This window comes from Streptomyces sp. NPDC001668, assembly GCF_042893155.1.
In the GTDB taxonomy this organism is placed as follows: Bacteria; Actinomycetota; Actinomycetes; order Streptomycetales; family Streptomycetaceae; genus Streptomyces.
Map to the genome: position 1 here is coordinate 624749 of NZ_JBIAUQ010000004.1, position 23966 is coordinate 648714.

Annotated in this window: 22 protein-coding genes; 5 read left to right on the forward strand and 17 right to left on the reverse strand. The window is 71.2% G+C overall.

All coding sequences use genetic code 11. The annotated features are described in order from the left end of the window. Positions 1 to 20: 20 nt before the first annotated feature. On the forward strand, positions 21 to 2264 hold the full coding sequence (locus ACFYZ8_RS16175; RefSeq protein WP_388533087.1) for a glycoside hydrolase family 9 protein: 2244 nt from the start codon (positions 21 to 23) through the stop codon (positions 2262 to 2264). On the opposite strand, the gene ACFYZ8_RS16180 is transcribed toward ACFYZ8_RS16175, so the two are convergent. Both ACFYZ8_RS16180 and sigJ read right to left on the reverse strand, forming a co-directional pair. Next, the gene (locus ACFYZ8_RS16180; RefSeq protein WP_388533090.1) at positions 2209 to 3738 is read right to left on the reverse strand and encodes a cytochrome bc complex cytochrome b subunit; all 1530 of its coding nucleotides are present in this window, start codon (positions 3736 to 3738) and stop codon (positions 2209 to 2211) included. The genes ACFYZ8_RS16175 and ACFYZ8_RS16180 overlap by 56 nt on opposite strands. Further along, complete coding sequence (sigJ, locus tag ACFYZ8_RS16185) at positions 3735 to 4643, reverse strand: RNA polymerase sigma factor SigJ (RefSeq protein WP_388533091.1); 909 nt, start codon at positions 4641 to 4643, stop codon at positions 3735 to 3737. Before sigJ ends, ACFYZ8_RS16180 begins: the two co-directional genes overlap by 4 nt. Positions 4644 to 4861: 218 nt before the next feature. Here sigJ and ACFYZ8_RS16190 point away from each other — a divergent pair, with 218 nt between their 5' ends. The 3 genes from ACFYZ8_RS16190 (at position 4862) to ACFYZ8_RS16200 (ending at position 7713) form a co-directional block, all read left to right on the forward strand. Next, on the forward strand, positions 4862 to 5110 hold the full coding sequence (locus ACFYZ8_RS16190; RefSeq protein WP_359029273.1) for a hypothetical protein: 249 nt from the start codon (positions 4862 to 4864) through the stop codon (positions 5108 to 5110). Between the two features lie 3 nt (positions 5111 to 5113). Further along, positions 5114 to 5491 (forward strand): toxin Doc, encoded by a 378-nt coding sequence (locus ACFYZ8_RS16195; RefSeq protein WP_359029272.1) that lies wholly within the window; start codon positions 5114 to 5116, stop codon positions 5489 to 5491. A 605-nt stretch (positions 5492 to 6096) separates the two neighbouring features. Then, complete coding sequence (locus ACFYZ8_RS16200; protein ID WP_359029271.1) at positions 6097 to 7713, forward strand: RICIN domain-containing protein; 1617 nt, start codon at positions 6097 to 6099, stop codon at positions 7711 to 7713. Here ACFYZ8_RS16200 and ACFYZ8_RS16205 read toward each other — a convergent pair. The 3 genes from ACFYZ8_RS16205 to ACFYZ8_RS16215 form a co-directional block, all read right to left on the reverse strand. Beyond that, entirely contained in the window at positions 7710 to 8915 is a 1206-nt protein-coding gene (locus ACFYZ8_RS16205) for a lactate 2-monooxygenase (RefSeq protein ID WP_388533095.1), read from the reverse strand. The genes ACFYZ8_RS16200 and ACFYZ8_RS16205 overlap by 4 nt on opposite strands. A 58-nt stretch (positions 8916 to 8973) precedes the next feature. After that, positions 8974 to 9681, reverse strand: a complete 708-nt coding sequence (locus ACFYZ8_RS16210) for an alpha/beta fold hydrolase (RefSeq protein WP_388533098.1) — start codon at positions 9679 to 9681, stop codon at positions 8974 to 8976. A gap of 189 nt (positions 9682 to 9870) precedes the next feature. After that, on the reverse strand, positions 9871 to 10434 hold the full coding sequence (locus ACFYZ8_RS16215) for a hypothetical protein (protein WP_359029268.1): 564 nt from the start codon (positions 10432 to 10434) through the stop codon (positions 9871 to 9873). 322 nt (positions 10435 to 10756) lie between these two features. On the opposite strand from ACFYZ8_RS16215, the gene ACFYZ8_RS16220 reads away from it, so the two are divergent. Beyond that, positions 10757 to 11185, forward strand: a complete 429-nt coding sequence (locus tag ACFYZ8_RS16220; RefSeq protein ID WP_388533099.1) for a protease inhibitor — start codon at positions 10757 to 10759, stop codon at positions 11183 to 11185. 134 nt (positions 11186 to 11319) lie between these two features. On the opposite strand, the gene ACFYZ8_RS16225 is transcribed toward ACFYZ8_RS16220, so the two are convergent. The 12 genes from ACFYZ8_RS16225 to ACFYZ8_RS16280 form a co-directional block, all read right to left on the reverse strand. Beyond that, positions 11320 to 11700, reverse strand: a complete 381-nt coding sequence (locus ACFYZ8_RS16225; RefSeq protein ID WP_388533102.1) for an STAS domain-containing protein — start codon at positions 11698 to 11700, stop codon at positions 11320 to 11322. Positions 11701 to 11837: 137 nt separating this feature from the next. After that, a complete protein-coding gene (locus ACFYZ8_RS16230) occupies positions 11838 to 12047 on the reverse strand; it encodes a CDGSH iron-sulfur domain-containing protein (RefSeq protein WP_359029265.1) in 210 nt (69 codons plus the stop codon). Further along, positions 12028 to 12714: a HemK2/MTQ2 family protein methyltransferase gene (locus ACFYZ8_RS16235; protein ID WP_388533105.1), complete on the reverse strand. Its 687-nt coding sequence runs from the start codon at positions 12712 to 12714 to the stop codon at positions 12028 to 12030. The genes ACFYZ8_RS16230 and ACFYZ8_RS16235 overlap by 20 nt, the downstream gene beginning before the upstream one ends. Then, complete coding sequence (locus ACFYZ8_RS16240; RefSeq protein WP_388533107.1) at positions 12715 to 13728, reverse strand: iron-containing redox enzyme family protein; 1014 nt, start codon at positions 13726 to 13728, stop codon at positions 12715 to 12717. Positions 13729 to 13784: 56 nt separating this feature from the next. Further along, positions 13785 to 13955 carry a hypothetical protein gene (locus ACFYZ8_RS16245; RefSeq protein WP_388533110.1) on the reverse strand — a complete coding sequence of 57 codons (171 nt, stop codon included), beginning with the start codon at positions 13953 to 13955 and terminating at the stop codon, positions 13785 to 13787. 23 nt (positions 13956 to 13978) lie between these two features. Then, positions 13979 to 14989: a Ppx/GppA family phosphatase gene (locus ACFYZ8_RS16250; protein WP_359029261.1), complete on the reverse strand. Its 1011-nt coding sequence runs from the start codon at positions 14987 to 14989 to the stop codon at positions 13979 to 13981. 175 nt (positions 14990 to 15164) lie between these two features. Continuing rightward, entirely contained in the window at positions 15165 to 16667 is a 1503-nt protein-coding gene (locus ACFYZ8_RS16255; protein ID WP_359029260.1) for an MFS transporter, read from the reverse strand. Between the two features lie 194 nt (positions 16668 to 16861). Next, positions 16862 to 19675: an NHLP bacteriocin export ABC transporter permease/ATPase subunit gene (locus ACFYZ8_RS16260; protein ID WP_359029259.1), complete on the reverse strand. Its 2814-nt coding sequence runs from the start codon at positions 19673 to 19675 to the stop codon at positions 16862 to 16864. Position 19676: 1 nt separating this feature from the next. Beyond that, positions 19677 to 21899, reverse strand: a complete 2223-nt coding sequence (locus ACFYZ8_RS16265) for an NHLP family bacteriocin export ABC transporter peptidase/permease/ATPase subunit (protein WP_359029258.1) — start codon at positions 21897 to 21899, stop codon at positions 19677 to 19679. Then, entirely contained in the window at positions 21896 to 22702 is an 807-nt protein-coding gene (locus ACFYZ8_RS16270; protein WP_388533112.1) for an HlyD family efflux transporter periplasmic adaptor subunit, read from the reverse strand. The genes ACFYZ8_RS16265 and ACFYZ8_RS16270 overlap by 4 nt, the downstream gene beginning before the upstream one ends. Positions 22703 to 22818: 116 nt before the next feature. After that, the gene (locus tag ACFYZ8_RS16275; protein ID WP_359029256.1) at positions 22819 to 23034 is read right to left on the reverse strand and encodes a type A2 lantipeptide; all 216 of its coding nucleotides are present in this window, start codon (positions 23032 to 23034) and stop codon (positions 22819 to 22821) included. A 450-nt stretch (positions 23035 to 23484) separates the two neighbouring features. Beyond that, the gene (locus ACFYZ8_RS16280; RefSeq protein ID WP_388533114.1) at positions 23485 to 23898 is read right to left on the reverse strand and encodes a PaaI family thioesterase; all 414 of its coding nucleotides are present in this window, start codon (positions 23896 to 23898) and stop codon (positions 23485 to 23487) included. Positions 23899 to 23966: the final 68 nt, after the last annotated feature.

Consider the following 23966-nt stretch of genomic DNA (forward strand, 5'->3'; position numbering starts at 1 on the left):
CTCCCCCGAGGAGCCCGGACGTGAACAGACGCACCACCGCACTGTTGTCCCTGACCGCCCTGCTGGGAGCGGCACTTGTGGCCTCGCCGGTGTCCCCGGCCGCCGCCGACGAGGTCGAGCAGCTCAAGAACGGCACCTTCGACACCACCACCGCGCCCTGGTGGACGAGCAGCAACGTCACCGCGGGACTGTCCGGCGGACAGCTCTGCGCGGACGTGCCGGGCGGCACCGCCAACCGCTGGGACGCCGCCGTCGGCCAGAACGACGTCACGCTGGCCAAGGGCGAGTCGTACAAGTTCTCCTTCACCGCGAACGGTTCGCCCGAAGGGCATGTCGTGCGGGCGATCGTGGGGCTCCAAGTGGCGCCCTACGACACCTACTTCGAGGTGAGCCCGCAGCTGAGCGTCTCCGGGAACTCCTACTCGTACACGTTCACCTCGCCCGTCGACACCGCCCAGGCCCAGGTCGGCTTCCAGCTCGGCGGCAGCGCCGACCCCTTCCGCTTCTGCATGGACGACGCCTCCCTGCTGGGCGGGGTCCCGCCCGAGGTGTACGAGCCGGACACCGGACCGCGGGTGCGGGTCAACCAGGTCGCCTACCTGCCCGCCGGGCCGAAGAACGCCACCCTGGTCACCGACGCCACGACGAAGCTGCCCTGGCAGCTGAAGAGCGCCTCCGGTGCCGTCGTCGCCCACGGCTGGACCCTGCCGCGTGGCACCGACGCCTCCTCCGGGCAGAACGTCCACTCGATCGACTTCGGCGCCTACAAGAAGCGCGGCGAGGGCCTCACCCTGGTCGCCGACGGGCAGACCAGCCGGCCCTTCGACATCGGCACCCGCGCCTACGAACAGCTCCGCCTCGACGCGGCGAAGTACTACTACACCCAGCGCAGCGGCATCGCGATCCGCGACGACCTGCGCCCGGGGTACGGCCGCGCCGCCGGCCATGTGAACGTGGCCCCCAACCAGGGTGACAAGAACGTGCCCTGCCAGCCCGGCGTCTGCGACTACACCCTCGACGTGACCGGCGGCTGGTACGACGCCGGCGACCACGGCAAGTACGTCGTCAACGGCGGCATCTCCACCTGGGAGGTGCTGAGCACCTACGAACGCGAACTGCTGGCCCGCACCGGGCAGCCCGCGAAGCTCGGCGACGGCACCCTCGCCATCCCCGAGAGCGGGAACAAGGTGCCCGACATCCTCGACGAGGCCCGCTGGGAGCTGGAGTTCCTGCTGAAGATGCAGGTGCCGGACGGGCAGCCGTTGGCCGGGATGGCCCACCACAAGGTCCACGACGAGCAGTGGACCGGTCTGCCGCTGCTGCCGAGCGACGACCCGCAGAAGCGCGAACTGCACCCGGCGTCCACCGCGGCGACCCTGAACCTGGCCGCGACCGCCGCGCAGGCCGCCCGCCTGTACAAGCCGTACGACAAGGCGTTCGCGGCGAAGGCCCTGGCGGCCGCCCGCAAGGCCTGGACGGCGGCGCTCGCCCACCCCGACCTGTACGCCTCGGAGAGCGACGGCGTCGGCGGCGGCACCTACGCCGACAACAACGTCACCGACGAGTTCTACTGGGCGGCGGCCGAGCTGTACCTCACCACGGGGGAGAAGGCGTTCCAGGACCACGTCCTCGCCTCGCCCGTCCACACCGCCGACATCTTCACTCCCGTCGGCTACGACTGGGCCCGAACCGCCGCCGCGGCCCGCCTGGACCTGGCGACCGTGCCGAGCAAGCTCCCCGGCCGGGACAAGGTCCGCCAGTCCGTCGTCAAGGGCGCCGACCGCTACCTGGCCACGCTGAACGCCCACCCGTACGGCATGCCGTACGCCCCGGAGGGCAACCTCTACGACTGGGGATCCAACCACCAGATCCTGCACAACGGCATCGTCATCGCCACCGCCTACGACATCACCGGCGCCTCGAAATACCGGGACGGGGCGCTCCAGGGCATCGACTACATCTTCGGCCGCAACGCCCTGAACATCTCGTACGTGACCGGCTACGGCGAGGTCAACTCCCACAACCAGCACGCCCGTTGGTACGCCCACCAGCTCGACCCGAACATGCCGAACCCGCCGAAGGGGACCCTGGCCGGCGGGCCGAACTCGGGCATCCAGGACCCCTACGCGCAGAGCAAACTCCAGGGCTGCGTCGGCCAGTTCTGCTACATCGACGACATCCAGTCCTGGTCGACCAACGAGCACACCATCAACTGGAACTCGGCCCTGACCCGGATGGCGTCCTTCGTGGCGGATCAAGGCTGACCCGAGCATGCTCCACCAGCTCACCGGGCCGCTCGTGCGCGGTGAGCGTGTGGAGCCGGGCCTGATCGAGCGGCTGGTGCACCTCGACGTACTCACCGTGCGGCAGCCGCTTGATCACACCGGTCTCCCGGCCGTGCAACACCAGCTCCCGGTCCCGGAGTTGAAGACCCAGACAGATGCGCCGGGTGGCGACGAGGACGACCGTCGGGACCACCAACACCCCGATCCGCACGGCCCAGGTCACGGTGTTGATCGACAGATGGAGCCGGGTCGCCACGATGTCGTTGCCGCCGCCGGCCAGCAGGATCAGGTACAGGCTGATCCAGGACGCGCCGATCGCCGTACGGACCGGGCGGTTGCGCGGGCGGTCCAGGAGGTGGTGCTCGCTCCTGTCCTTGGTGAACCGGGCTTCCAGGAACGGATACACCCCGATGAAGACCAGCAGGAGCGGGAAGACCACGACCGGGATCAGGACCCCCAGGATCAGCGTGTGGCCCCACAGGGTCACCTCCCAGCCCGGCATCACCCGCACCAGACCCTCCGCGAACCCCAGGTACCAGTCCGGCTGGGCGCCCGTGGAGACCTGGTCGGCGCGGTAGGGGCCGTACGACCAGACCGGGTTGATGCTCGCCACCGCCGCGATGAGGGTGAGCGTCCCGAACACCAGGAAGAAGAAGCCGCCCGCCTTCGCCAGGTACACCGGGAAGAACGGCGTGCCGACCACGTTGCGTTCGGTCTTTCCGGGGCCCGCGAACTGGGTGTGCTTGTGGTACACGACCAGGATCAGGTGGGCCACCACGAGCGCCGCCATGATGCCGGGGATCACCAGGATGTGCAGCGAGTAGAAGCGGGCCACGATGTCGTGCCCCGGGAACTCGCCGCCGAACAGGAACAGCGCGAGATACGTCCCCACGACCGGCACCGACAGGGTGGCGCCGTAGACGAACCTGAGGCCCGTGCCCGACAGCAGGTCGTCCGGCAGCGAGTAGCCGAAGAGGCCCTCGAACAGACCGAGGAACAGCAGCGCCCAGCCGAACAGCCAGTTGACCTCGCGCGGCTTGCGGAACGAGCCCGTGAAGAAGTGCCGCATCATGTGCGTGAGCATCCCGGCCACGAAGATCAGGGCCGACCAGTGGTGCAGCTGCCGGATCAGCAGTCCGCCGCGCACGTCGAAGCTGATGTCCAGCGTCGAGGCGTACGCCTCCGACATGCGCACCCCGTTCAGGGGCGTGTAACTGCCGTGGTACGTCACCTCGTTCATCGACGGATGGAAGAACAGGGTGAGCCACACCCCGGTCAGGATGAGCACGACGAAGCTGTACAGACAGATCTCGCCGAGCAGGAAGGACCAGTGGTCCGGGAAGACCTTGCGCAGGTACTTCGCGCCCAGCGTGCGGGTGCCGAGCCGTCCGTCGAGCCAGCCGGACAGCCGCTCGCCCTTCACCGGTTCGGCCCGGCGATCGGTGGCGGTCACGCCTCCTCCTTCTGCACATGCGTGAGTTTGTCGGGATTGGTGACGACGAAGAGGCCGGCGACCCGGTCGCCCTCCGGGGTGAGGTCCAGGACGATCACCGCGTACGGCGCGTCGTGTGCGAACAGCACGGCCGCGTCGTCGCCGTTGACGCGCCGGTAGCGCAGGTCCAGATCCAGCTGGGCCGCGCCCCGCTCCGCGTATCCGCTGAGGAGCCGGGCGGCCTTGTCCCGGCCGTGCACCGGCCGCAGCGCCTGCTTGCGCTTACCGCCGCCGTCCGTCCACACCGTCACGTCCGGCGCGAGGATCTCCATCAGCTCCCTGATGTCCCCGCCGAGGGCCGCCCGCACGAACCGTTCGGTCGCCTCCCGGCGGACCCGGGGATGCGCCTCGTACTGCGGGCGGCGGGCGTGCACATGGGCTCGGGCACGGTGTGCCACCTGCCGTACGGCGGCCGGGGTGCGGTCGAGGATCTCCGCGACCTCGGTGTGGGCGTACCCGAACACCTCGTGCAGCACGAACACCGCGCGTTCCAGCGGGGACAGCGCCTCCAGGACCACCAGCATCGCCAGCGACACGGACTCGGTCCGCAGCGCCGGGTCCTCGGCGCCGTCCTCGTCGGCGACCAGGGGCTCGGGCAGCCACGGGCCGACGTAGGTCTCCCGGCGGCGGCTGACCAGGGCCCGCCGCCGCAGCGCGTGGTTGACGGCTATGCGGACCAGATAGGCGCGGGGGTTGTCGATTCCGCCCACGCCCCGGTGCGTCCACGACAGCCAGGTGTCCTGGAGCACGTCCTCGGTGTCGGCGACGCTGCCCAGCATGTTGTAGACGACCCCGAACAACAGCTCCCGGTGCTCGACGAAGACACCGGTCGCCACCTCGGCGTCGGGGACGGGGATCTCGGACATCGCGTGTGACCTCCCAGTAGTGCGCTCACTACTGCGAGGCCTTGCGGCTCCCGAATGTGACATCCGGCGGCTGGAATGTGACCCACGCCTCACCCAGGGACTGCGCTCGGGGACGCTGCTCTTCGAGTGCGGGACTTCGCCCACCGCCCGGTACCGCATCACGGCCTCCTTGACCTGCGAATATTTACGGTCGAGTACCCGAGCGGTACCGTGAAGGCATGCCAGCTCTCAACGTGGAGTTCAGCGACCGCGAGCTAGAGGACCTGCGGCAGATCGCCAAGGAGCGCGGTACCTCGATGAAGGCCCTCGTCCGGGAGGCCGCCGCGGCCGACATCGCCCGGCACCGGGCTCTGCAGGAGGGCGCGGAAGCGTTCCGGCGGTTCTTCTCCGCCCACGCCGACGAGTTCGCCGCCGCCTTCCCCGAGGACGAACCGGCCGCCGCCAAGGGTGCGGGGCGGGTCGGCTGACCGATGGCTTCCGTCGTTCACATCGACGTGCCCTGGCTGCTCCAGCGGCACGAAGAGGTTCTGCCCGACCAGCCCACGATCAACGACTTCTCGGCCCTCGTCGCCGCCGTCGCCCGGCACCGCGTCGACCCGCCCCGCCTGGGCGTCGACTCCGACCCGGCCTGGCGCGCCGCCGCCCTCCTGCACACCCTGGCCCTGCTCAAGCCCTTACCGTCGGCCAACGCCCGCTTCGCCTGTGCCACCGCCGTGGCCTACATGTTCGTCAGCGGCGTCGGCATCGACCCGCCCTACGGAGCCCTCGTCGACCTAGCCCGCGACCTGATCTCCGGCAAGGCCGACGTGTACGGCGCGGCCGACCGGCTGCGGTCCTGGCAGATCTGAGCGGATCTGAGCGGATCTGAGCGGACCGAAGCAGACGCGGACGGATCCGGGCGGCCCAGGGCGGATCTGAGGCCGCCCCGGCCACCCCCACCAGGCGGGGGTACGGCGCCCCGGCCGGACGCCGACCGTCCCGCCCCGGGGCCGCCGACCGAGGGCGGGAGGAACGGGGTCGGCGGCCGGGGTTTCGCGCGGGAGAGCCGCCGTCCCACGCGGGGCCTCCGAGAAGGGCCGTCTCCACTGGACCACCGGTCGCCCCGTGGGGGGAGCGTGCGTGGCGCTCCGGCGCGTGCGCCGGTTTCACACGGGGCGCATGAAATGTCGAAAGCCGGTGCGAGTGTACGCAGTTGCGGCCCGGTCCGACCGTCTTTCAAAAGGCACGGATGTTGCCCAGGCGCCTTGTTGGGCGAGAGTGACTTGTGCAAGGGTGAACCACCTGTGTGGGGGGCAAGGCCGGGTCGTATTCGTCCCGTGGGGAACCGGGGCGGAGGGGCGTCGGCGAATTCGTGCCTCCCGCGCCCGCGCCCAAAAGGGATGCCCGTTACGGCACTTCTTTTCGGCAAGGAGAACTTCTGTGAGTCCCATGTCAGTGGGAAGGAAACCGCTCAGTGCCAACCCCCCACCCACCGCTCCCTCCTTACCCGCCGCCCGGCGGTGCCTCCGGAGAATCCGACGAGGATCTCGCCGCCCGGCTCAGGGGCCGTCCCGACGGCGAGGCCGCCCAGGCCGTCGCGCTGCTCATGGCCCGCCACTGGAAACCGGCGCACGAATACGCGGTGATCTGCCTCGCCTCCCCGTCCGAGACCGCATCCATGGTGGCCGCGGCCGCCTTCCACCAGGTCCTGGACCGGCTCGCGCTCGGCGAGCCGGCTCTCGCGCTGCGTCCCAGAACCCTCGTGGCCGTGCGGGACACGGTCAAGGAGTGGGCCGCCGAGGACCGGACGACCGGTGTTCTGCCGGACCTGGTGAAACCGAACGGCGGCCGCGGTATGCGGGCCGCGAAGTCCATGACGCCCGAAAACCGCAAGCTCGCCGAGCGGTCATTCCAGTCCCTACCCGGACTCGCCCGCTGTCTGCTGTGGCACACCGAGGTGGAGGGGGACTCGATAGCCGTGCCCGCCGCACTCCTCGGCATGGGTACCGACACCGCGTCGGCGGCACTCGAACAGGCGCGTGAAAAATTCAGAGAAGGATGTGTACATGCCCATCGGGAACTCGCGCCGAGCAAGGATTGCCGCTTCTACAACCGTCTCCTCGACGTTCCGATTCGCCGCGGCGGAGCCCTGCTGCCGGATGTCCAGCAGCATCTCGCCGAGTGCCCCTACTGCCGTTCCGCCGCGGAACAACTGAGCCATTTCGAGGGCGGCCTGGGCGCACTGATCGCCGAGGCGGTACTGGGCTGGGGTGCCCGCCGCTACCTCGAACTGCGCGCCGGGCGTACGCCCCAGACGGTGACCCGCGGCCGGGGCACCGGCCGGCACGGCGCGGCACGCCGCGGCATCCTCGACCGCATCCCGGCTCCCGGCCGCCGAGTGCTCGGCGAGGGCGGCGGCCTGCGGTCCTCACGCACCCTGCTCACCGGAGTGGGCCTCACCTCCGCCGGCCTCCTCGCGGCCATGCTCGCCGCCGGCCTGTGGTCGCACGACGGCGGCGCCGACCCGGCCGCCTCCACCAGTGCCACCGGCGGCAACACGGCCCCGGGCGCCGGAACCCGGACGCCGGGCACCGCCCAGCTGCCCACCGCGCCCGCGGTCACCCGGCTGCGCGACGCCGCCGCCGACCTCTGCCTCGACATCCGGGGCACGGTGAAGGAGGGCGCCGGCACCGAACTCGCGGCCTGCTCGACGGAGCGGACCCAGCAGTGGTCGTACGAGAAGGACGGGCTGCTGCGCAGCGAGGCGGATCCCGAACTGTGCCTGGACTCGCACGCGGACGCGGGCGTGGTCATCCTCGGCGGCTGTGCGGGGGAGCGGACGAAGCGCGCCGACGACGTGCGCTACGACCTCACCGTGCAGGGGGAGTTACTGCCCCGCTGGGACGAGCGGCTCGCCCTCGCCGTCACCACCGAGGACCCGGGAGCCGACGTCGTCGTCAAGGTCCGCGACGGCTCGGACCAGCAGCGCTGGCTGACCGACGCGGCCTCGACCGCGAGTCCCGGTTCGCTGTCGGTCACCGGGAACGGGGCCCCGCAGGCCCGGCCCGCGGACCTCAGGGACCCGGTCTAGGGACGGTCCCCCGCCGGCCTCGTGGAGGCCTCCCACGTGAGGTCCTCGACGAGGTCGGCGGGGCCGACCGTGGCCGGGCTCGCGTGCCCGGAGAGGGCGAGGGTGAGGTCCAGTTCGGCGAGCAGACAGCGGATCACGTGCTCGACGCCCGCCTGTCCGTCGAGGCCGAGGCCATAGACGTACGGCCGTCCCAGGAGCACCGCGCGGGCGCCCAGCGCGAGCGCCTTGAAGACGTCGTCGCCGGTGCGGACACCGCTGTCGAAGAGCACGGTCAGCCGGTCGCCGACCGCCTCCACCACACGCGGCAGGGCGTCGGCCGCCGCGACGGCGCCGGCCACCTGACGGCCGCCGTGGTTGGAGACCACGACCCCGTCCATCCCGGCGTCGGCGGCCAGGCGGGCGTCGTCCGGGTGCAGGACGCCCTTGAGGACGATCGGCCCGTCCCAGTGCTCCCTGAGCAACGCCAGGTCGGGCCAGCTCTTGCCGGGGTCCGCGAACATGCCGACGAAGTGCAGCACGGCCGCGTTCGGGTCCTCGTGCACCGGCTTGGCCAGGCCCGCCTGGAAGGCCGGGTCGGAGAAGTAGTTGGCGGTGCCCACGCCGTGCAGGAACGGCAGATACGCCTGGTCCAGATCGCGGGGCCGCCAGGACAGCAGCGGGGTGTCCAGGGTGACGACCAGAGCGGTGAACCCGGCCGCCCTGGCCCGGTTCAGGAAGCTCAGCGCCACCTGCGGGTCCTTCGGCCAGTACAGCTGGAACCAGCGCTCCGCGTCTCCCATGGCCTCGGCGACCTGTTCCATCGGCGTGCTGGAGGCCGACGACAGGATGTACGGCACGCCCTGCGCCGCCGCTGCCCGGGCCGCCGCCGGCTCCGCGTCCGGATGCATGATCGACAGGACGCCCACCGGAGCCAGCGCCAGCGGTGCGGGCAGGGCGCGGCCCAACACCTCGACGGACAGGTCGCGTTCGTGGACGTCCCGCAGCATCCGCGGCACGATCCGGCGCCGCTCCAGCGCCGCCCGGTTCGCCCGCGCCGTACTTCCGTCACCCGCGCTGCCCGCCACATAGCCCACCGGCCCCGGCCCGAGGCGCTGTTCGGTGAGCTCCTCCAGCCGGGTCAGGTCGGTGGGCAGCCGGGGCACGGCGCCGGACATGCCGTTCAGATAGATCTCGTACTGGAAGTCCGCCCAGTGCTTGGCCATGCGTCCCAGCCGCCTCTCGTCGTCGAGTGCGCCGACGATATCGGCGGGCGGGCGCCGGTCAGGAGGGCGTGGTCGTGGTCGCGGCGGATTCCGTGAGGATCCGGGCCAGTTCGCGGGGCCGCGAGAACATCGGCCAGTGGCCGGTGTCCATCTCGACCAGTTCCCACAGCTCGCTCTTCAGCAGCTCGGCCACGACGGGCATCGGTTCCTCGTCGTCGAGCAGGCACTTGATGTAGGTCGCCGGGAGTTCGCCCAGGGGGCGGTCGAGGACGGCCGGTTCGGTGAGCGTGGCGCCCGGGTGGGGAGACGAGTGGTCGATGATCCGGGCGATCTGCTCGCCCGTCAGCCCCTGGCCCGCGTAGTGCTCGGGGCCCGCCGGCGGCCAGAAGCCGTCGTTCTTCGCGATCTGCACGCGCACGTGGTCGCTCGGCCAGCCGGACAGGAACGACTCCCCGTCGACGGGCACACTGGCGTCGACGAACACCACCCTCGCGAGGCGGTCACCGATCCGCTCGGCCGCCTGCCCTACGGGTATGCCCGAGTAGCTGTGCCCGACCAGCACCACCTCGCGCAGGTTCAGCCGCTCGACCTCGTCCACGATGTCCCGCACATGAGTTTGCTGTCCCGCCGGGACGCCCCGCTTCTCCGCGAGCCCCGACAAGGTCAGCGGACGGGGCTGGTGCCCGGCCGCCCGCAGCTCGGCCGCGACCGCGTCCCACGCCGACGCTCCGAGCCTCGCGCCCGCCACCAGTACGAAGTTGGTCATGGCCGCAATGTAGCCGAGGCCACCGACGCCGCTCCGGGCCCGGCGACCGGTCGAGCGGGCTCCCCGGGGCGGTCCGCCCCGGGGACGCGGCCCACTGCCGACGGCCCGGGGCCGCCACGGGGTGCGCCGCGTGCACCGATGCCCTCCTGCCGGGGCGCGTCGGCGGTACGGCCCACCCGGGCGCCCCGGTCATCCGTCCTGCGGGTCCCCGCCGGAGGAGTCGCCCACCCCGTCGGCGTCCGGCCCCCGCTCCCGCACCCGTTGCACGTGTTCCAGGGACTCCCGCAGTTCGGCGAGCCAGTCGTCGGTGTGCCGCTGGACCAGCCGGACGCACCAGGCGAGCGCGTCGCTGCGGCTGCGGGCGACCCCGCCGGCGATCAGGGTGTCCAGGACCTGGCGCTCGGGCTGGCGCAGCCGGGTCATCACGGGCGCGGCCACATGCGTGAACAGGGCGCGCTCGCCGTCGCACTCCACTCCCCAGGACACCTTCCGGCGGAACTTGTGCTCGGCCTCGCGGGCGACCTCGACGCGGTCCTCGCGGGTGCGCTCACGGAACTCCTGGATCCGGCCCTGTACGGCCGCCTCCCGCTCCGCGGCCGAGGCGTCCTCGGTGAGCCGGGGGCCGGGGATGCGGCCGATCACGGTGATCTCCTCGCGGTCGACGACCACCTCGACCAGGGCCTCGAAGAGGTCGTCCGGCAAGCGGCCGGTGAACCAGCCGCGCAGCTTCTCTCGTTGCTCGTCAGTAATCATGTAATGACGATTACTCCCCTGTTCCATGAACGCAAGGGGTCGTGACGGTGTGCGCCGACAGCTGAAGCGGAATGTTTCAGGCCTATTGCCGAGGCGGGGTGATCAAGCCATCCGGCCGGATCGGGAGATCGACAACCGCCCGGTTGAGGGGCTCGCCTGTTCGGATGATGTGACTTCGCGCCACTGATTCAACACGCAAGGTTACTGAAAGCTGTGGGGTCGATGTGAAGTTCGGGCCAGGACTCGGCAGACTCGCGCTCGCCGCTCCGGCACCGACCGAGTCGGAGGGCACACCCTCGAATCCAGCGGAAGGATGCACACAATGCGGAACACCGCGCGCTGGGCAGCGACCCTCGGCCTCACGGCCACCGCCGTCTGCGGACCCCTGACCGGGGCCGCCCTCGCCGAACCGGCCGCCGCCTCGGGCCTCTACGCTCCCTCGGCCCTCGTGCTCACCCTCGGCCACGGCGAGAACGCCGCCTCCGTCACCCCGGAACGTGCCGTGACCCTGACCTGCGCCCCGACCTCCTCGGGCACCCATCCGGCCGCGAGCGCGGCCTGCGCCGAACTGCGCGCCGTACAGGGGGACTTCGAGGCCCTCGGGGCCGGATCCGACGCCATGTGCACCAAGGAGTACGCCCCCGTGGTGGTCACGGTCGAGGGCGTGTGGCGGGGGCAGCGCGTCTCCTACGAACGCACCTTCGCCAACGAGTGCGTGAAGAGTTCCTCCGGGACCGTCTTCGCGTTCTGAGAGACCGGGGTCGCGCGGTTCCCGTGACCTGTCCGAGGGGCCCGCAGTTGGGGAGTGCCGCCCCTCTCACGGAACCCCGTGATCCCGCACCGAGGTCCGGCGGACGGAGTGGGGCCGTCTGCCGGACCCTCGGGTCACTCGCCGTCAGGAGCCCGCGGAAGCTCCGGAAGCGGCGGGAACCGGTGCCACAGACCGCAGGCGCGCAACAGCCGGTGCAGCCGCGGACGGTCGCTGACCACGCGCAGCCGTCCGCCGCGCTGCTGGGCCCGGGACTCGGCGCGGCACAGCACCCGCAGGCCCGAGCAGTCGAAGAACTCGACGTGCCGGAGGTCGACCAGTACGTCCGGCAGGTCGGTCGCGGTCGCCGCGTCCAGATGCGCGGCGAGGAAGGCAGCCGTCGCGAGGTCGATCTCGCCGGCGGCCTCGACCACCGTGAAGCGGCCGTGCGTCAGGGTGCGGGCGTACGGATTCGCCGCGGGCGTTCCGGGGGTGAGGTCGTCGGACTCCGGCGTCATGGCCGCTCCACCTCGGCGAGGGACGCATTCGGTCTCGGTAGCTACCCCGCGGGGGCCCGGACCATCCATCCAGCGAGGTCCGCAAGATCTGGTTCACTCGACCCAGTGAATTTTTGTCAATTACATTGACGTCCTGTCTATGAGCGCGTCCGCTCCCGGTGACTGGTGTCGCACCACGGATAGCGACGGCTGCGCCGACAGGTGCACAGGGCGACCCGGAAGCGGTCGGAGGCGACCGTGCTGCCGTCCTCCAGTTCCACTTCCACGGGACCTTCCACGAGCAGCGGGCCGCGCTGCTGCATCCGGATGCGGCACGGCCGGTCGGCGTCAGAGGGGGAGTTCGGCACGGACGACCACCAGCTCTTCCTTCTTGTCGGCGGCGGACAGCAGGCCGCGCTCACGCAGCCAGTGCTGCCGCGTACGCAGCACGGGTCCGAACGAGATGCGGTGGCGGCGGGTCACGGCGGCCTTGAGGCCGGCCGCGCGCAGATGCCCGACCGTCTGTCCGGAGTCGCTGAGTTCGGAGTGCACGATCAGCAGCACCCCGCCGGGTCGCAGCAGGGCCGGGGCCTCCCGGCAGACGCGGTCCAGCACGAACCGTCCGTCGTGGCCCGCGTCCCAGGCCCGGGCCCTTCCGCGGGGAGGCCGGGCGCCTGTCGGTGCCGGTACGTACGGCGGGTTCGTCAGGATGAGGTCGAAGGACTGGCCCCGCACGGGGGTGAAGAGGTTGCCACGCCGGACCCGGACCGGCGCGCCGGCCAGCCAGGCGTTGGCCCGGGTCGTGCACACCGCCCGCCAGGACACGTCGACCGCGGTCACCCGGCTGCCCCGGCGTGCCGCCTGGAGAGCGAGGGCACCGGTCCCGGTCCCCACGTCCAGGACGTCCGCGCCGGGCGGCAGCGGTTCTTCGGACAGGGCTCCGGCCAGCAGCGCCGTGTCCTCCTGCGGGCGGTAGACACCGGGGAGGACCAGAGGGGGGTTCAGTGATCTCACCTCGGCCAAGTACCCCGACATTCAGGAAATATGGTGGATTTCGGAGAGGGCGGGAGTGCGCAGGGACGAGCGCCCGTCCGCCCAGTCACGCAACAGGCGCTCGGCGAGCCGGTCCTCGACATGTCCGGTGACGTCGATCCCGAAGGCGACGTCGGCGGCGAGATGCGGTTCCTCGGCCAGCAGACCGCCGATCACCTCATGGCGTACGACCTGTTCGTGGACGGCGTCGGCCTCGACGTGCTCGTCGTAGAAGTGCTCGGCGGCCGGTCCCGCGCCGGTGCGGCGCATCGCCTCGGCGAGTCGCCGGGAACCGGGCGAGGAGGTGATCTCGACCGCAGCGAAGTGGCCCACGAGGGCTCCGCGCAGGCTGCGGTGCAGGCCCAGCAGGGACATGAGGTTCACCGTCGCGAGCATCTCGGCGCAGGCCGCGTCCAGGTAGTGCCCGTAGGTCGTGTCCAGGCCCAGGTCCGTCATCAGGTTCGCGAACAGGAGGGCGTGCACGCGCTCGGGGCGGCCGCCGCCGAACTCGTCGAACTCCACCGCCGCCATGCCCGCCTTGGCGCGCCCCCACAGCCGCGGCAGCACCCACGCGTGCGGGTCGGCCTCCTTGAGGTGGTAGAGCGAGCGCTGGACCGCGTACTCGCGCACCTGCCACAGCTCGCCCTCCTTGCTCAGGAAGTGACTGACTCCGGTGCCGTCCACCGGTTCCACGAGAAGTTCGGCCAGCGCGTCCTCGACGCTGTCGTGCGCCGGGGTGTCCGTGCGCAGGGCGGACAGGAAGCGGTGTTCCATTGCGGCCCTGGTGCGCAGCAGGTCGGGGTCCCACTCGTGGTCGGAGGTGACGCCCGCGAAGCCGCGGTAGTGCAGTTCGTAGCAGATGTAGAGGGCCAGCTGGAGGTCGTCGCCGTACACGTCGGCCCGGGCGACGGACTCGTGGGTCGGCAGCGGTCCGGCGCCGAGGAGATATTCCTGGACGGCGGCGGAGACGGGGCCCCGGGCCGGCGGCAGCTGTGGTTCTCGAGGGTCCTGAGGCATGGGCCCCGGGTACCCGGGCGGCGGCGGGTCACCCACGCCGCCCGGGGCCGGCCAGGTCACTCGCCTGCGGCTTCCTCCTGGGCACGCTCGTTGGGGGTGGTCGCGTCCCCGGCCTCGCCCCGGTGCGCCCGCTCGTCGTCGGAGTCCCGGACGCGCTTCTCGGCGTCCTCGAACTCGTGCAGGACCTCGTCCAGGGCGGTGTCCGGCTTCTGCTTCTTCTCCGGCACGGCTGTCTCCTCTCGTTCCTCGTTCAGGTGGCGGCGGCCGCGATGCGCAGGGGCACCGTCTCGGAGGGAGCGGTGTTCTCCTCGTTGCGGCGGCCGATCTCGGCCCACCAGGCGGGCCCGTCCTCGATGTGCCGCAGCAGGACCCCCTCGCGGATCGCCCAGGGGCAGATGGTGACGGTCCTGATCCCGGTGAGTTTCATCGCCGTGTGCCCGACCACCGCGCCGGCCAGGCTCTGCGCGGCCCGCGGAGCGGAGATGCCGGGCAGTTCGGACCGCCGCGCGGCCGGGAGAGCGGCCAGGCACTCGATGGCCTCGCGCAGGTCGGCGCGGTGCATCCGGCGTTCCACGAACGGGCCGCGCCGCCCGGGCGGGGTCCCGCACAGCCGCCCCAGCTGCTCGAAGGTGCGCGAGGTGGCCACCGCGGTGCGCGGTCCCTCCCAGCGGATGCGTGAGGCGACGTCCCGCAGTTGGTGACGGACCTTGCGGCGCAGTGCCCGCACCGCCTCCGGGGGCGGCGGGTCCTGCCCCTCGAAGAACTCGTGGGTCAGCCGGCCCGCGCCCAGCGGCAGCGAGGCCACGTAGTCCGGCAACCGGCCGCGGCCGAAGGCGACTTCGAGTGATCCGCCGCCGATGTCGAACAGGGCGAGCGGCCCCGCGCGCCAGCCCATCCAGCGCCGCGCCCCGAGGAACGTGAGTTCCGCCTCCACCTCGCCCGGCAGGGTGTACAGCCCGATGCCGGTGCGGGTGCGGACGGCGCGGAGCACCTCCTGACGGTTCGGCGCGGAGCGCACGACGGCGGTGGCGAAGGCCAGCGGTCCTGCCGCCCCCCACCGGGCGGCGGTCCTGCCGGCCCCTTCCACCGCCTCCACCAGGCGTTCCACGGCCTCCTCGGGGACCGGGCCGCCCGGCCGCACATGATCGGAGAGTCTCAGCCGCCACTTCGCCGTGTGCACCGGCAGTGGCACCCCGTCCTCGGCGTCCGCCACCACGAGACGGACCGTGTTCGAGCCCACATCCACCACGCTTATCCGCATGGCCCTGTGGGTACCCGCGCAGAACCCCTTCCAACGTCGGCGATGGCGCAGGAGCGTCGCTCTCGGCCACCGGCCGGACACCACCGGTCGGCATCGCGCCCGGGGGTGACGTGGAAGGGCCGCCGTCTCCCTGCTGACGGCGGCCCTTCGGTACCGGCGGCTCCGGCTGCGGCGGCTACATGTGTACGACGGGTGCGGCGTCCGCGTCCTGCTCCGGCACCCCGCGCCGGAAGAGCAGGAGGGCGATCACCGCGCCGGCGGCGAAGAGGCCCGCCGACCACCAGAAGGCGGTGGTGTAGCTCTCGATCGTCGCCTGGGCCTGGACCAGCTTGTTCGTGGGGTCCTTGCCGGCCAGGTAGTCGGTGGCGGCGCTCGCGGCCAGCGTGTTCAGCAGCGCCGTACCGATCGAACCGCCCACCTGCTGCATGGCGTTGACGGTGGCGGAGGCGACTCCCGCGTCCTCGGCCACGACGCCGCCGGTGGCCAGCTGCATGGCCGGCGGCATGACCAGGCCGAGGCCGAAGCCGGTCACGATCAGCTGCGGCAGCACGTGGGACATGTAGCCGGAGTCCACGCCGATCCCGGTCAGCCAGGCCATACCGAGCGCGGCGACCGCGAAGCCCAGCGGGATGACCACCTTCGGCCCGATCCGGGGAACCAGCATCGTGGTGCTGACCTGGGCCGCGACCATCAGCGCGGCCACCATGGGGAGGAACGCCACACCCGTCCTGGTCGGGCTGAAGCCCAGGTTGAGCTGGAGGTAGTAGGTGAGGAAGAGGAAGACGCCGAACATGCCGCCGCCGGAGATCAGCACGGCCAGCAGGGAGGCCCCCCGGTTGCGGTCCAGCAGGATGCGCAGCGGCAGCAGCGGGTGTGCGGCGCGGGTCTGCCACCAGGCGAACGCGGTGAGCAGCAGGCCGCCCGCGATCAGGAAGCCCCAGGTCTCGGGGGAGCCCCAGTCGTGCGTCTCGGCGTTGGAGAAGCCGTACACCAGGGAGAAGAGACCGGCGGCGACCAGCAGGGTGCCGGGCACGTCCAGCTTGGAGTTCGCGGCGTCACGGTGGTTGTGCAGGAGCAGCCAGCCGCCCGCGAAGGCGACGACGGCGATGACGACGTTGACGTACAGCGTCCAGCGCCAGTCGAAGGCGTCGGTCAGCAAGCCGCCGAGCAGCAGGCCCACCGCGCCACCCGCGCCGGCTATCGCCCCGTACACGCTGAACGCCCTGGCCCGCTCGCGGGCGTCGGTGAACGTCGTGTTGAGCAGGGAGAGCGCGGCCGGAGCGAGAAGCGCGCCGAAGGCGCCCTGGAGGGCACGGGCGGTGACCAGCATCTCGAAGTTGGTGGCGGCACCGCCGAGCGCGGAGACGGCCGCGAAGCCGGCGACACCGATGAGGAAGGCCGTCTTGCGGCCGAAGAGGTCGGCGATCCGGCCGCCGAGCAGCAGCAGGGAGGCGAACGCCAGCGCGTAGGCCGTGACGATCCACTGCCGGTTGCCGTCGGAGAAGCCGAGGTCGGCCTGGGCCGAGGGCAGGGCGATGTTCACGATGGTGGCGTCGAGGACCACCATCAGCTGGGCGAGGGCGACGACGGCGAGAATCCACCACCGCTTGCCCGATGCAGCGGCCGGCGCCTCGGTGAGGCCCTCCGGCCCGCTCTCGGTCAGAGTCTTCTGGGACATGGACAACTCCAGGGAAAGTCGGGTACTCGTCCGGTCCTTAAACGAAACCGTTTCGTACACGTAGAGGCTAGAGCACTTCGAGCGAAACGGCAACGTTTCGATGGGGGGGGGGCGATCGCGGCGGGAGCTCTACCAGGCGTACGTCGGCGCCGGGATCTCCTCCGGGGCGCCGGTTCCCGGCATGGACCGACCTTTCACGCCATCTGCCGTCGCACCAGCTCGTGCAGCCGGCCGCCGGTGTCCGCGAGGAGCTGCGCGGGCGGCCCCTGCTGGGCCACCTTGCCGTTCTCCATCACGATCACGCGGTCGGCGTCCAGCACCGTGGACAGGCGGTGGGCGATGACGATCCGGGTGGCGTTGAGGGCCTTGGTGGACTCGATGACCGTGCGCTGGGTGTCGTTGTCCAGGGCGCTGGTCGCCTCGTCGAAGAAGAGGATCCGGGGCCGCCGGATCAACGCCTGGGCGATCATGAGCCGTTGGCGCTGGCCGCCGGAGATCGCCCCGCTGCCGGAGACGATGGTGTGCAGCCCCATCGGCATCCGCTGGATGTCCTCCGCGAGCCCCGCCATCGCGGCCGCCGCCATCGCCTCCTCGGGCGTGTAGGGCTCGGTGCCGCAGATGACGTCCAGGATGGAGCCGGTGAAGGGCTGGGCGTGCTGGAGGACGACACCGCACTGCCGGCGCACCGCCGACTGGTCGAGCGCGGCCAGGTCCTGGCCGTCGTACAGGACGCTCCCGGACACCGGGCGGTCGAAGCCGATCAGCAGCCTGAGCAGGGTCGACTTTCCGCAGCCGCTCGGGCCGACGATCGCCACGAACTCGCCCGGCCGGATCTCGAAGGACACGTCGTCGAGGATCAGGGGACCGTCGTCGGAGTAGCGGAAGGAGAGCCTGCGGGCCTCCATCGCCCCGGTGAGCGGTCCAGGCCGGGTGCTCGCGGTCCGCACCTCCGGCTGGGCCTCCAGGACCGGCTTGATCTCCTCGAAGAGGGGGAGTGCGGCGACCGCCGAGACGAAGGCGCCGGTGAGCTGGGTGACCGCCGTCAGCAGCATGGTCACCGAGGTGTTGAAGGTGAGGAACTCCGCCGCCGACATCGACCCGCGCGCCGGACCCGCGAGCAGCATGAACATCAGCAGGGTGCACAGCGGGAGATAGACCGATCCCATCACCGAGGTGAGGTTCTTGATCCGGCCGACCTTCTGCTGGAGCTCACGGCTGCGGGCGAACTCCGAGGCCCAGGCCGCGTACGCGTAGTTCTCCGCCGCCGCCACCCTCAGCTTGGGCAGCCCGCGCAGGGTCTGGAAGGCCTGGTTGTTCAGCTTGTTGCTGAGCACGACAAGCCGCCGCTGCCAGCGCACCTGCCAGAGCCCGAGGCCGAGGAAGCCGGCGGCGATGACGACGAGCATGCCGATCGCCGCCATGGCCATCGGGACGCTGTACCAGAACAGCAGGCCCAGGTTCATCGCGCCGACGGTCACCGACTGGGCGACCGTCGGGCCGATGCCCGCCATCATCCGGCGGATCGAGCTGATGCCCATGGCCTGGCTGGCCAGTTCACCGGTCGAGCGCTCGGTGAAGAACTTCGTCGGCAGCCTCAGCAGCCGGTCCCACACGGCCGGCTGGAGGGTCGCCTCGATACGGCCCTCCAGGCGCAGCATGGTGAGGTTCTGCAGCAGCATGAACGCCGCCGTCACCACACCGCTGACCATCACGGCTAGACACACCTGCACGATGAGACCGGTCTGCGCCCTGGGCACGAACTCGCCGAGCACCTTGCCGGTCGCGATGGGGACCAGAGCACCGATCGCCACCGTCACCAGACCGCTGAGCAGCAGGTTCGTCACATCGCCGCCGGTGCCGCGCATGCTGAACCGGACCAGCCCCAGCGGGCTCAGCTTCCGGTCCGGCAGCGGGCGGTAGAACATCACCGCGCGCGGCTCGAACTCCTCCGCGTTGTCCTTCTCGATCGGCGTCTCGCGGCCGGTCGCCGGGTGTACGGCCACGTAGCCGCCCCGCCGCCACAGCAGCGCGACCGGCGCACCCGACAGGGCACGGTGGCCTACCAGCGGCCCTACGTTGTCCCGCCACCAGCGACCGTCCAGGCGCACCGATCTGATGCGCACCCGGGAGGCGAGGGCGATCCGCTCGACCGGGTCCAGGCGGTCGCTCTCGGTGCCGCTGTGCGCGTTCTCGGCGAGCGGGATCCCGGCCGCGTCGGCGACCAGCTTGCAGGCCGCGTAGCTCGCGTCGGCGTCGGCCGTCGTCGCGCGCTGCTTCGACCTGCCGATGGACGCCAGCAGGGTCCGGTCGGCCTGGGCGCGGACGGCCTCACCGGCCTTGATGCCGGCGGCCGTCCGGGTCTCATGGGTGCGCTCCAGCTGCTCGATCCAGCGGTCGAGGGTGGTCAGCAGCCGGTACTGCTGGTCCACCATGGACTGCCAGACCCCGGGGTCCATCAGCAGGTCGGCGGCCGCCTCGGCGCCGTACAGCGAGCCGTACTGCACGCTGCCCGGCGGCACCTGCATCCAGAACACGTCGTCGTCGGTCGGCGCGGCGGCCCGCTCGTCGGCCATCGGCGCCTGGAAGAGGATGGACAGGCTCCGGCCCACGCCGAGCGCGAGGGCGTACTCGAGCGGGCTCGTCGTCGGCGGCACGTATTGGGGGTTGCCGTACTCGTCGTACGACCAGGTCTGGGTGTGCGCGGGCTCGTACAGTTCGCGCAGGCCGATGCGGTGCACCACGCAGTCCCGCAACGGCCGTGCCACCAGGGTGTGCTGGGGCCCCGCGACCGGCCCGAGGAGCAGCGCGCCGGGCTCCAGTCGGCCCAGATGGTGCCAGTGGCCCTGCTGCTCGGCGTCGACCGCGAACAGGTCCACGGCACCGGAGGCGACCAGCCACAGCACCTGCGGACCCTCGAGGTCCAGCCGGCTGAAACCGGTGCAGTCGATCCGGGTGCCCATCTGGCCGAGGGCGCCCAGGACCACGTCCCCTTCGTGTGCGGTAGTCATCTCACCGTTCCTTGACCAGCGCCGCGTACGCGCCGCCGAGCGCCACCAGCTCCTCGTGCCGCCCGCGCTCCACGATCGTGCCGTGCTGGAGTACGACGATCTCGTCGCTGTCGCGCACGGTGCTGAGCCGGTGCGCGATCACCACACAGGCGCAGCCGCGTTTGCGCAGGTTGTCCATGACGACCTGCTCGGTCTCCGCGTCCAGGGCGCTGGTCACCTCGTCGAGGACCAGGATGCTGGGCCGGCGCACCAACGCCCGTGCGATCTCCAGGCGTTGGCGCTGGCCGCCGGAGAAGTTGCGGCCGTCCTGCTCGACCCTGCTGTGGATGCCGCCCGGCCGGCGCATGACCACGTCGTACAGGGCCGCGTCCCGCAGGGCGTCCACCACGGCGTCGTCCGGGATGGACGGGTCCCACAGCGCCACGTTGTCGCGCACCGAGCCCTCGAAGAGGAAGACGTCCTGGTCGACGAAGGACACCGAGGAGGCGAGCGCGCCGCGCGGGATGTCGTCCAGGCGCTGCCCGTCGATGCGGATCACGCCCTCCCAGGGCGCGTACAGGCCCGAGATGAGCCGGGACACGGTCGACTTGCCGCTGCCGGAGCCGCCGACCAGCGCCACCTGCTGACCCGGACCGACGGTCAGGTCGAAGCCCGTGAGCAGCGGCTTGTCGAGCGGGTTGTAGCCGAAGGTGATGTTCTGCAGCTCGACATGCCCGTGCAGTCGGCGCGTGGAGTCGCCGGCGCCGGGGCGGCCGTAGAGCGGGTCGGCCTTGAAGTTCTCCACGTCCTTGAGGCGGGCCACGTCGGCCGCGAAGTCCTGGATGCGCCCTGCCACGCCGTTGAGGCGGGTGATCGGCGCGGTGAAGCGGGTGACCAGGGCCTGGAAGGCGACCAGCAGGCCGACCGAGATGCCGCCCTCGATCGCCCGCATGCCGCCGATCCACAGGATGAGCGCACTGTTGAAGGTGGCCAGCATCGGGGCGACCACACCCAGCCACGCGCTCGGCACCCCGAGCCGCTGCTGCTCCTCCAGTGTGGTGGCGTGCTGGCCGGCCCATTTGCGGAAGTAGCCGTCCTCGCCGCCGGTCGCCTTCATCGTCTCGATCAACTGGAGACCGGTGTAGGCGGTGTTGGTGAGCCGGGCGCTGTCCGCGCGGAGTTTCGCCGTACGGGTGGCGCGCAACCGGATGACGACCCGCATGGCCACCACGTTGAGCAGGGCCACCCCGATGCCGACATAGGTGAGTTGCGGGTCGTAGGTGTAGAGGAGGATCGCGTACAGGACGACGACCACCGCGTCGACGCCCGCCGCCGCGAGGTCGCGGGCCAGGGTCTCGGCCACCTGGTCGTTGGACTGCAGGCGCTGCACCAGGTCGGCCGGGCTGCGCTGGGAGAAGAAGGTCACCGGCAGCCGCAGCAGGTGGCGCAGGAAGCGGGCGCTGGACAGGGTCGAGGAGATGATCCGGCCGTGCAGCAGGTTCGCCTGCTGGAGCCAGGTCAGGGCCAGGGTGAGGGCCACGCAGGCGCCCATCGACGCGAACAGCACGCCGAGCAGCGAGGTCTGGCCGCCGATCAGGAACATGTCGATGTAGGTGCGGCTCAGCGCGGGCGTGGCGGCGCCGACCAGCACCAGCAGCAGGCTCGCCAGGACCGCCGTCGGCATGGTCCCCGCGGTGCCGCGCAGCCGGGCCGGCATCGCCCCGAGGACACCCGGCTTGCGGCCGCCCCGGGTGAAGCCCTCGCCGGGCTCCATCACCAGCACGACACCGGTGAAGCTGCCGTCGAAGTCCTCCATCGGGACGAAACGGCGGCCCTTGCCGGGGTCGTTGATGTAGACCCCGCGGCGGCCGAAGCGGCGGCCCATGCCGTCGTAGACGACGTAGTGGTTGAACTCCCAGAACAGCACGGCCGGGGTCTTCACCTCGGCGAGCGCGGCCGTGTCCATCTGCATGCCCTTGGCCGTCAGACCGTAACTGCGGGCCGCCTTCAGGAGGTTGCTGGCGCGCGAGCCGTCCCGCGAGACACCGCAGGCGATCCGCAGCTCCTCCAGCGGGACGTGCTTGCCGTAGTGGCCGAGGACCATCGCGAGGGAGGCGGCGCCGCACTCCACGGCCTCCATCTGGAGGACGGTCGGCGTACGGACCGTCTTCGCCCTGCCCTTGGGGACCGGGCGCTTGGGCGGGGCGGAGCGGCGTCTGCTCCGGGTGTCCTGTGCGGTGCTCACGGCAGCAGCCAATCGACGGGACGCTGATCGGCCAGCCGGATGGAACCCGAGGCCACGGTCATGGAGGTCAGGGCGAAGGGCGGGCCGTCCGCGGAGGACCACTGGTAACCGCTCTTCGTGCCCTTCGACTTGTCCAGCCTCACCAGGACGGCGACCGGGCGGCCGTCCTTGGTGAACTGCTCGCCGAGCTGGCTGTCCCCGAGGAACGCGGCGATCTGCTGGGCCGACTGGGCCGTGCGGTCCACCGACTTCACATGGCCGCGCAGCACGCCGTACTCCTGGGTGGGCACCGAGGAGACGGTCAGGTCCACGGCGGCGTTCTCGGGAATGGAGGCCGCGTTCTCGGCGGGCACGTACACCGTGGCGTACAGCGGATCGGTGGCGTGGGCGACCTTCTCCACGGCGGCGACGTTCGCGCCGGTGGAGATGATCTGCCCGATGGTGGCGGCGAGCGCGGTGACCCGGCCCGCGGCGACCGTGCGGACGACGGTGTCGCCCTCGGAGGTACGGACCTTCAGTACCGGGGAGTTGGCGGGCAGCTGGGTGCCCTCCTTGGCGATCACCTGCGTGACCTGCCCCGCGACCGGGCTCTGCAGGATGTAACTGCCCTGTCCGTGCGTGAGGATGGCGGGCGCGCTCACCGTGGAGGCCACCGAACCGGTCACCGCCCACACGGAGGCGGCGGCCATCACGACCACCGTCACGGACATCACCAGCCAGCCCTGAGGACGGGCGAAGCGCACCGGAAGGTCGAGTTCCTCCGGCGACTGGAGCTTGGCGAGGGCCTGTTGGCGGAACTGCACGGGACTTTCCCTCACCTGGAGAGATGTTCTAGGGCACCCAAGAGTCCCGGAACCGCCGGTTTGCGGCTCCGGGACGGGTCGACCACAAGAAAGTGATCAGATCACAGAGAATGTGATCAGAGACCGGCGACCAGGCCGGTGACCGGGGCGGTGTTCAGGCCGGTGACACCCTCGACCGTACCGACGGCCGTGTTGACCAGGCCGGAAACCGGGGCAACGCCGTCCACCAGGTCGGTGACGGTGCCGAGGGCGTTCAGCTGCAGGCCGCCGGAGACGTTGTCGAGGTCGGCGTCCGAGATCTCGACGGTCTCAACCTGGGGGGTGGAGTTCATGATGGAACTTCCCTTCGTATGGGTATTTCACAAGGGGGGAGCGGCCCCCTCTGGGGACAGACGACGGCCGCGATCGCATGGCGCCGGATCCCGTTTCCGGGAACCCCGACGGCCTTGCGGTGCGATGGATCAAAGCACGCCGCCGCTCCGCCCTTCCAATCAACCACCCCTCTCACCAGGGAACTTGAGTCACAGAAAGCTTCATCCGTGCAGGCTTGCGCACGCCTTGGTGCCGACTTCTTCACAGGTGGTGTTGCGGCGAGGTGAAGAGGCCCCTGCCGTTGCCGCGGCGAATGCGACACACCTCGCCAATGACACGGCCGGCGGTCCGCGCTTGTGCAGAACTTCCGCTCTCCGTGACCTGGTTGCGCATTCGATGTGCAGGTTTGCTGGAGAGAGGATTCGGAGCACGGTTCACAACAGACCGTCGCTGACCCTTTGCTGAGCGTGTCAGCCCAGAAGTGCGTAGACGGTGCTCGCGCGGGCCGCCAGGTCACCCGTCGCGGAGTCGGTCATCGTGATGTCCGCGAACGCCATGCGGCGGCCCAGCTTGGTGACGACCGCCCTGATCAGGACATCCGAACCGGTCACCGCCCGCTGGAACGCGGTGGACTGCTGCACCGTCGTCATCGGCACGTAGGCGCCCCGGGCCGCGGCGACGGCGATCACCGTGGCGGTGTCCGCGGCCGCCATCAGGGCCTGGCCCGAAAGCGCGCCGCCCTCCCGGGCCAACCGCTGTGACCAGGGCAGACGCAGGACCGCGTGGTCGTCGCCGAGCGACTCGACGCGCAGCGCGAGGTCGAGGACCCAAGGGGCGAAGTTGTCGGCGAGGATCTTGTCGGCTTCGGCGGGCGTCATCGTCATATGGGGGATTGTTCCCGCCCGCGGCACGCCCGGCACGGCCCGTGGCCGAATCGGCCCGGCAATCGGCC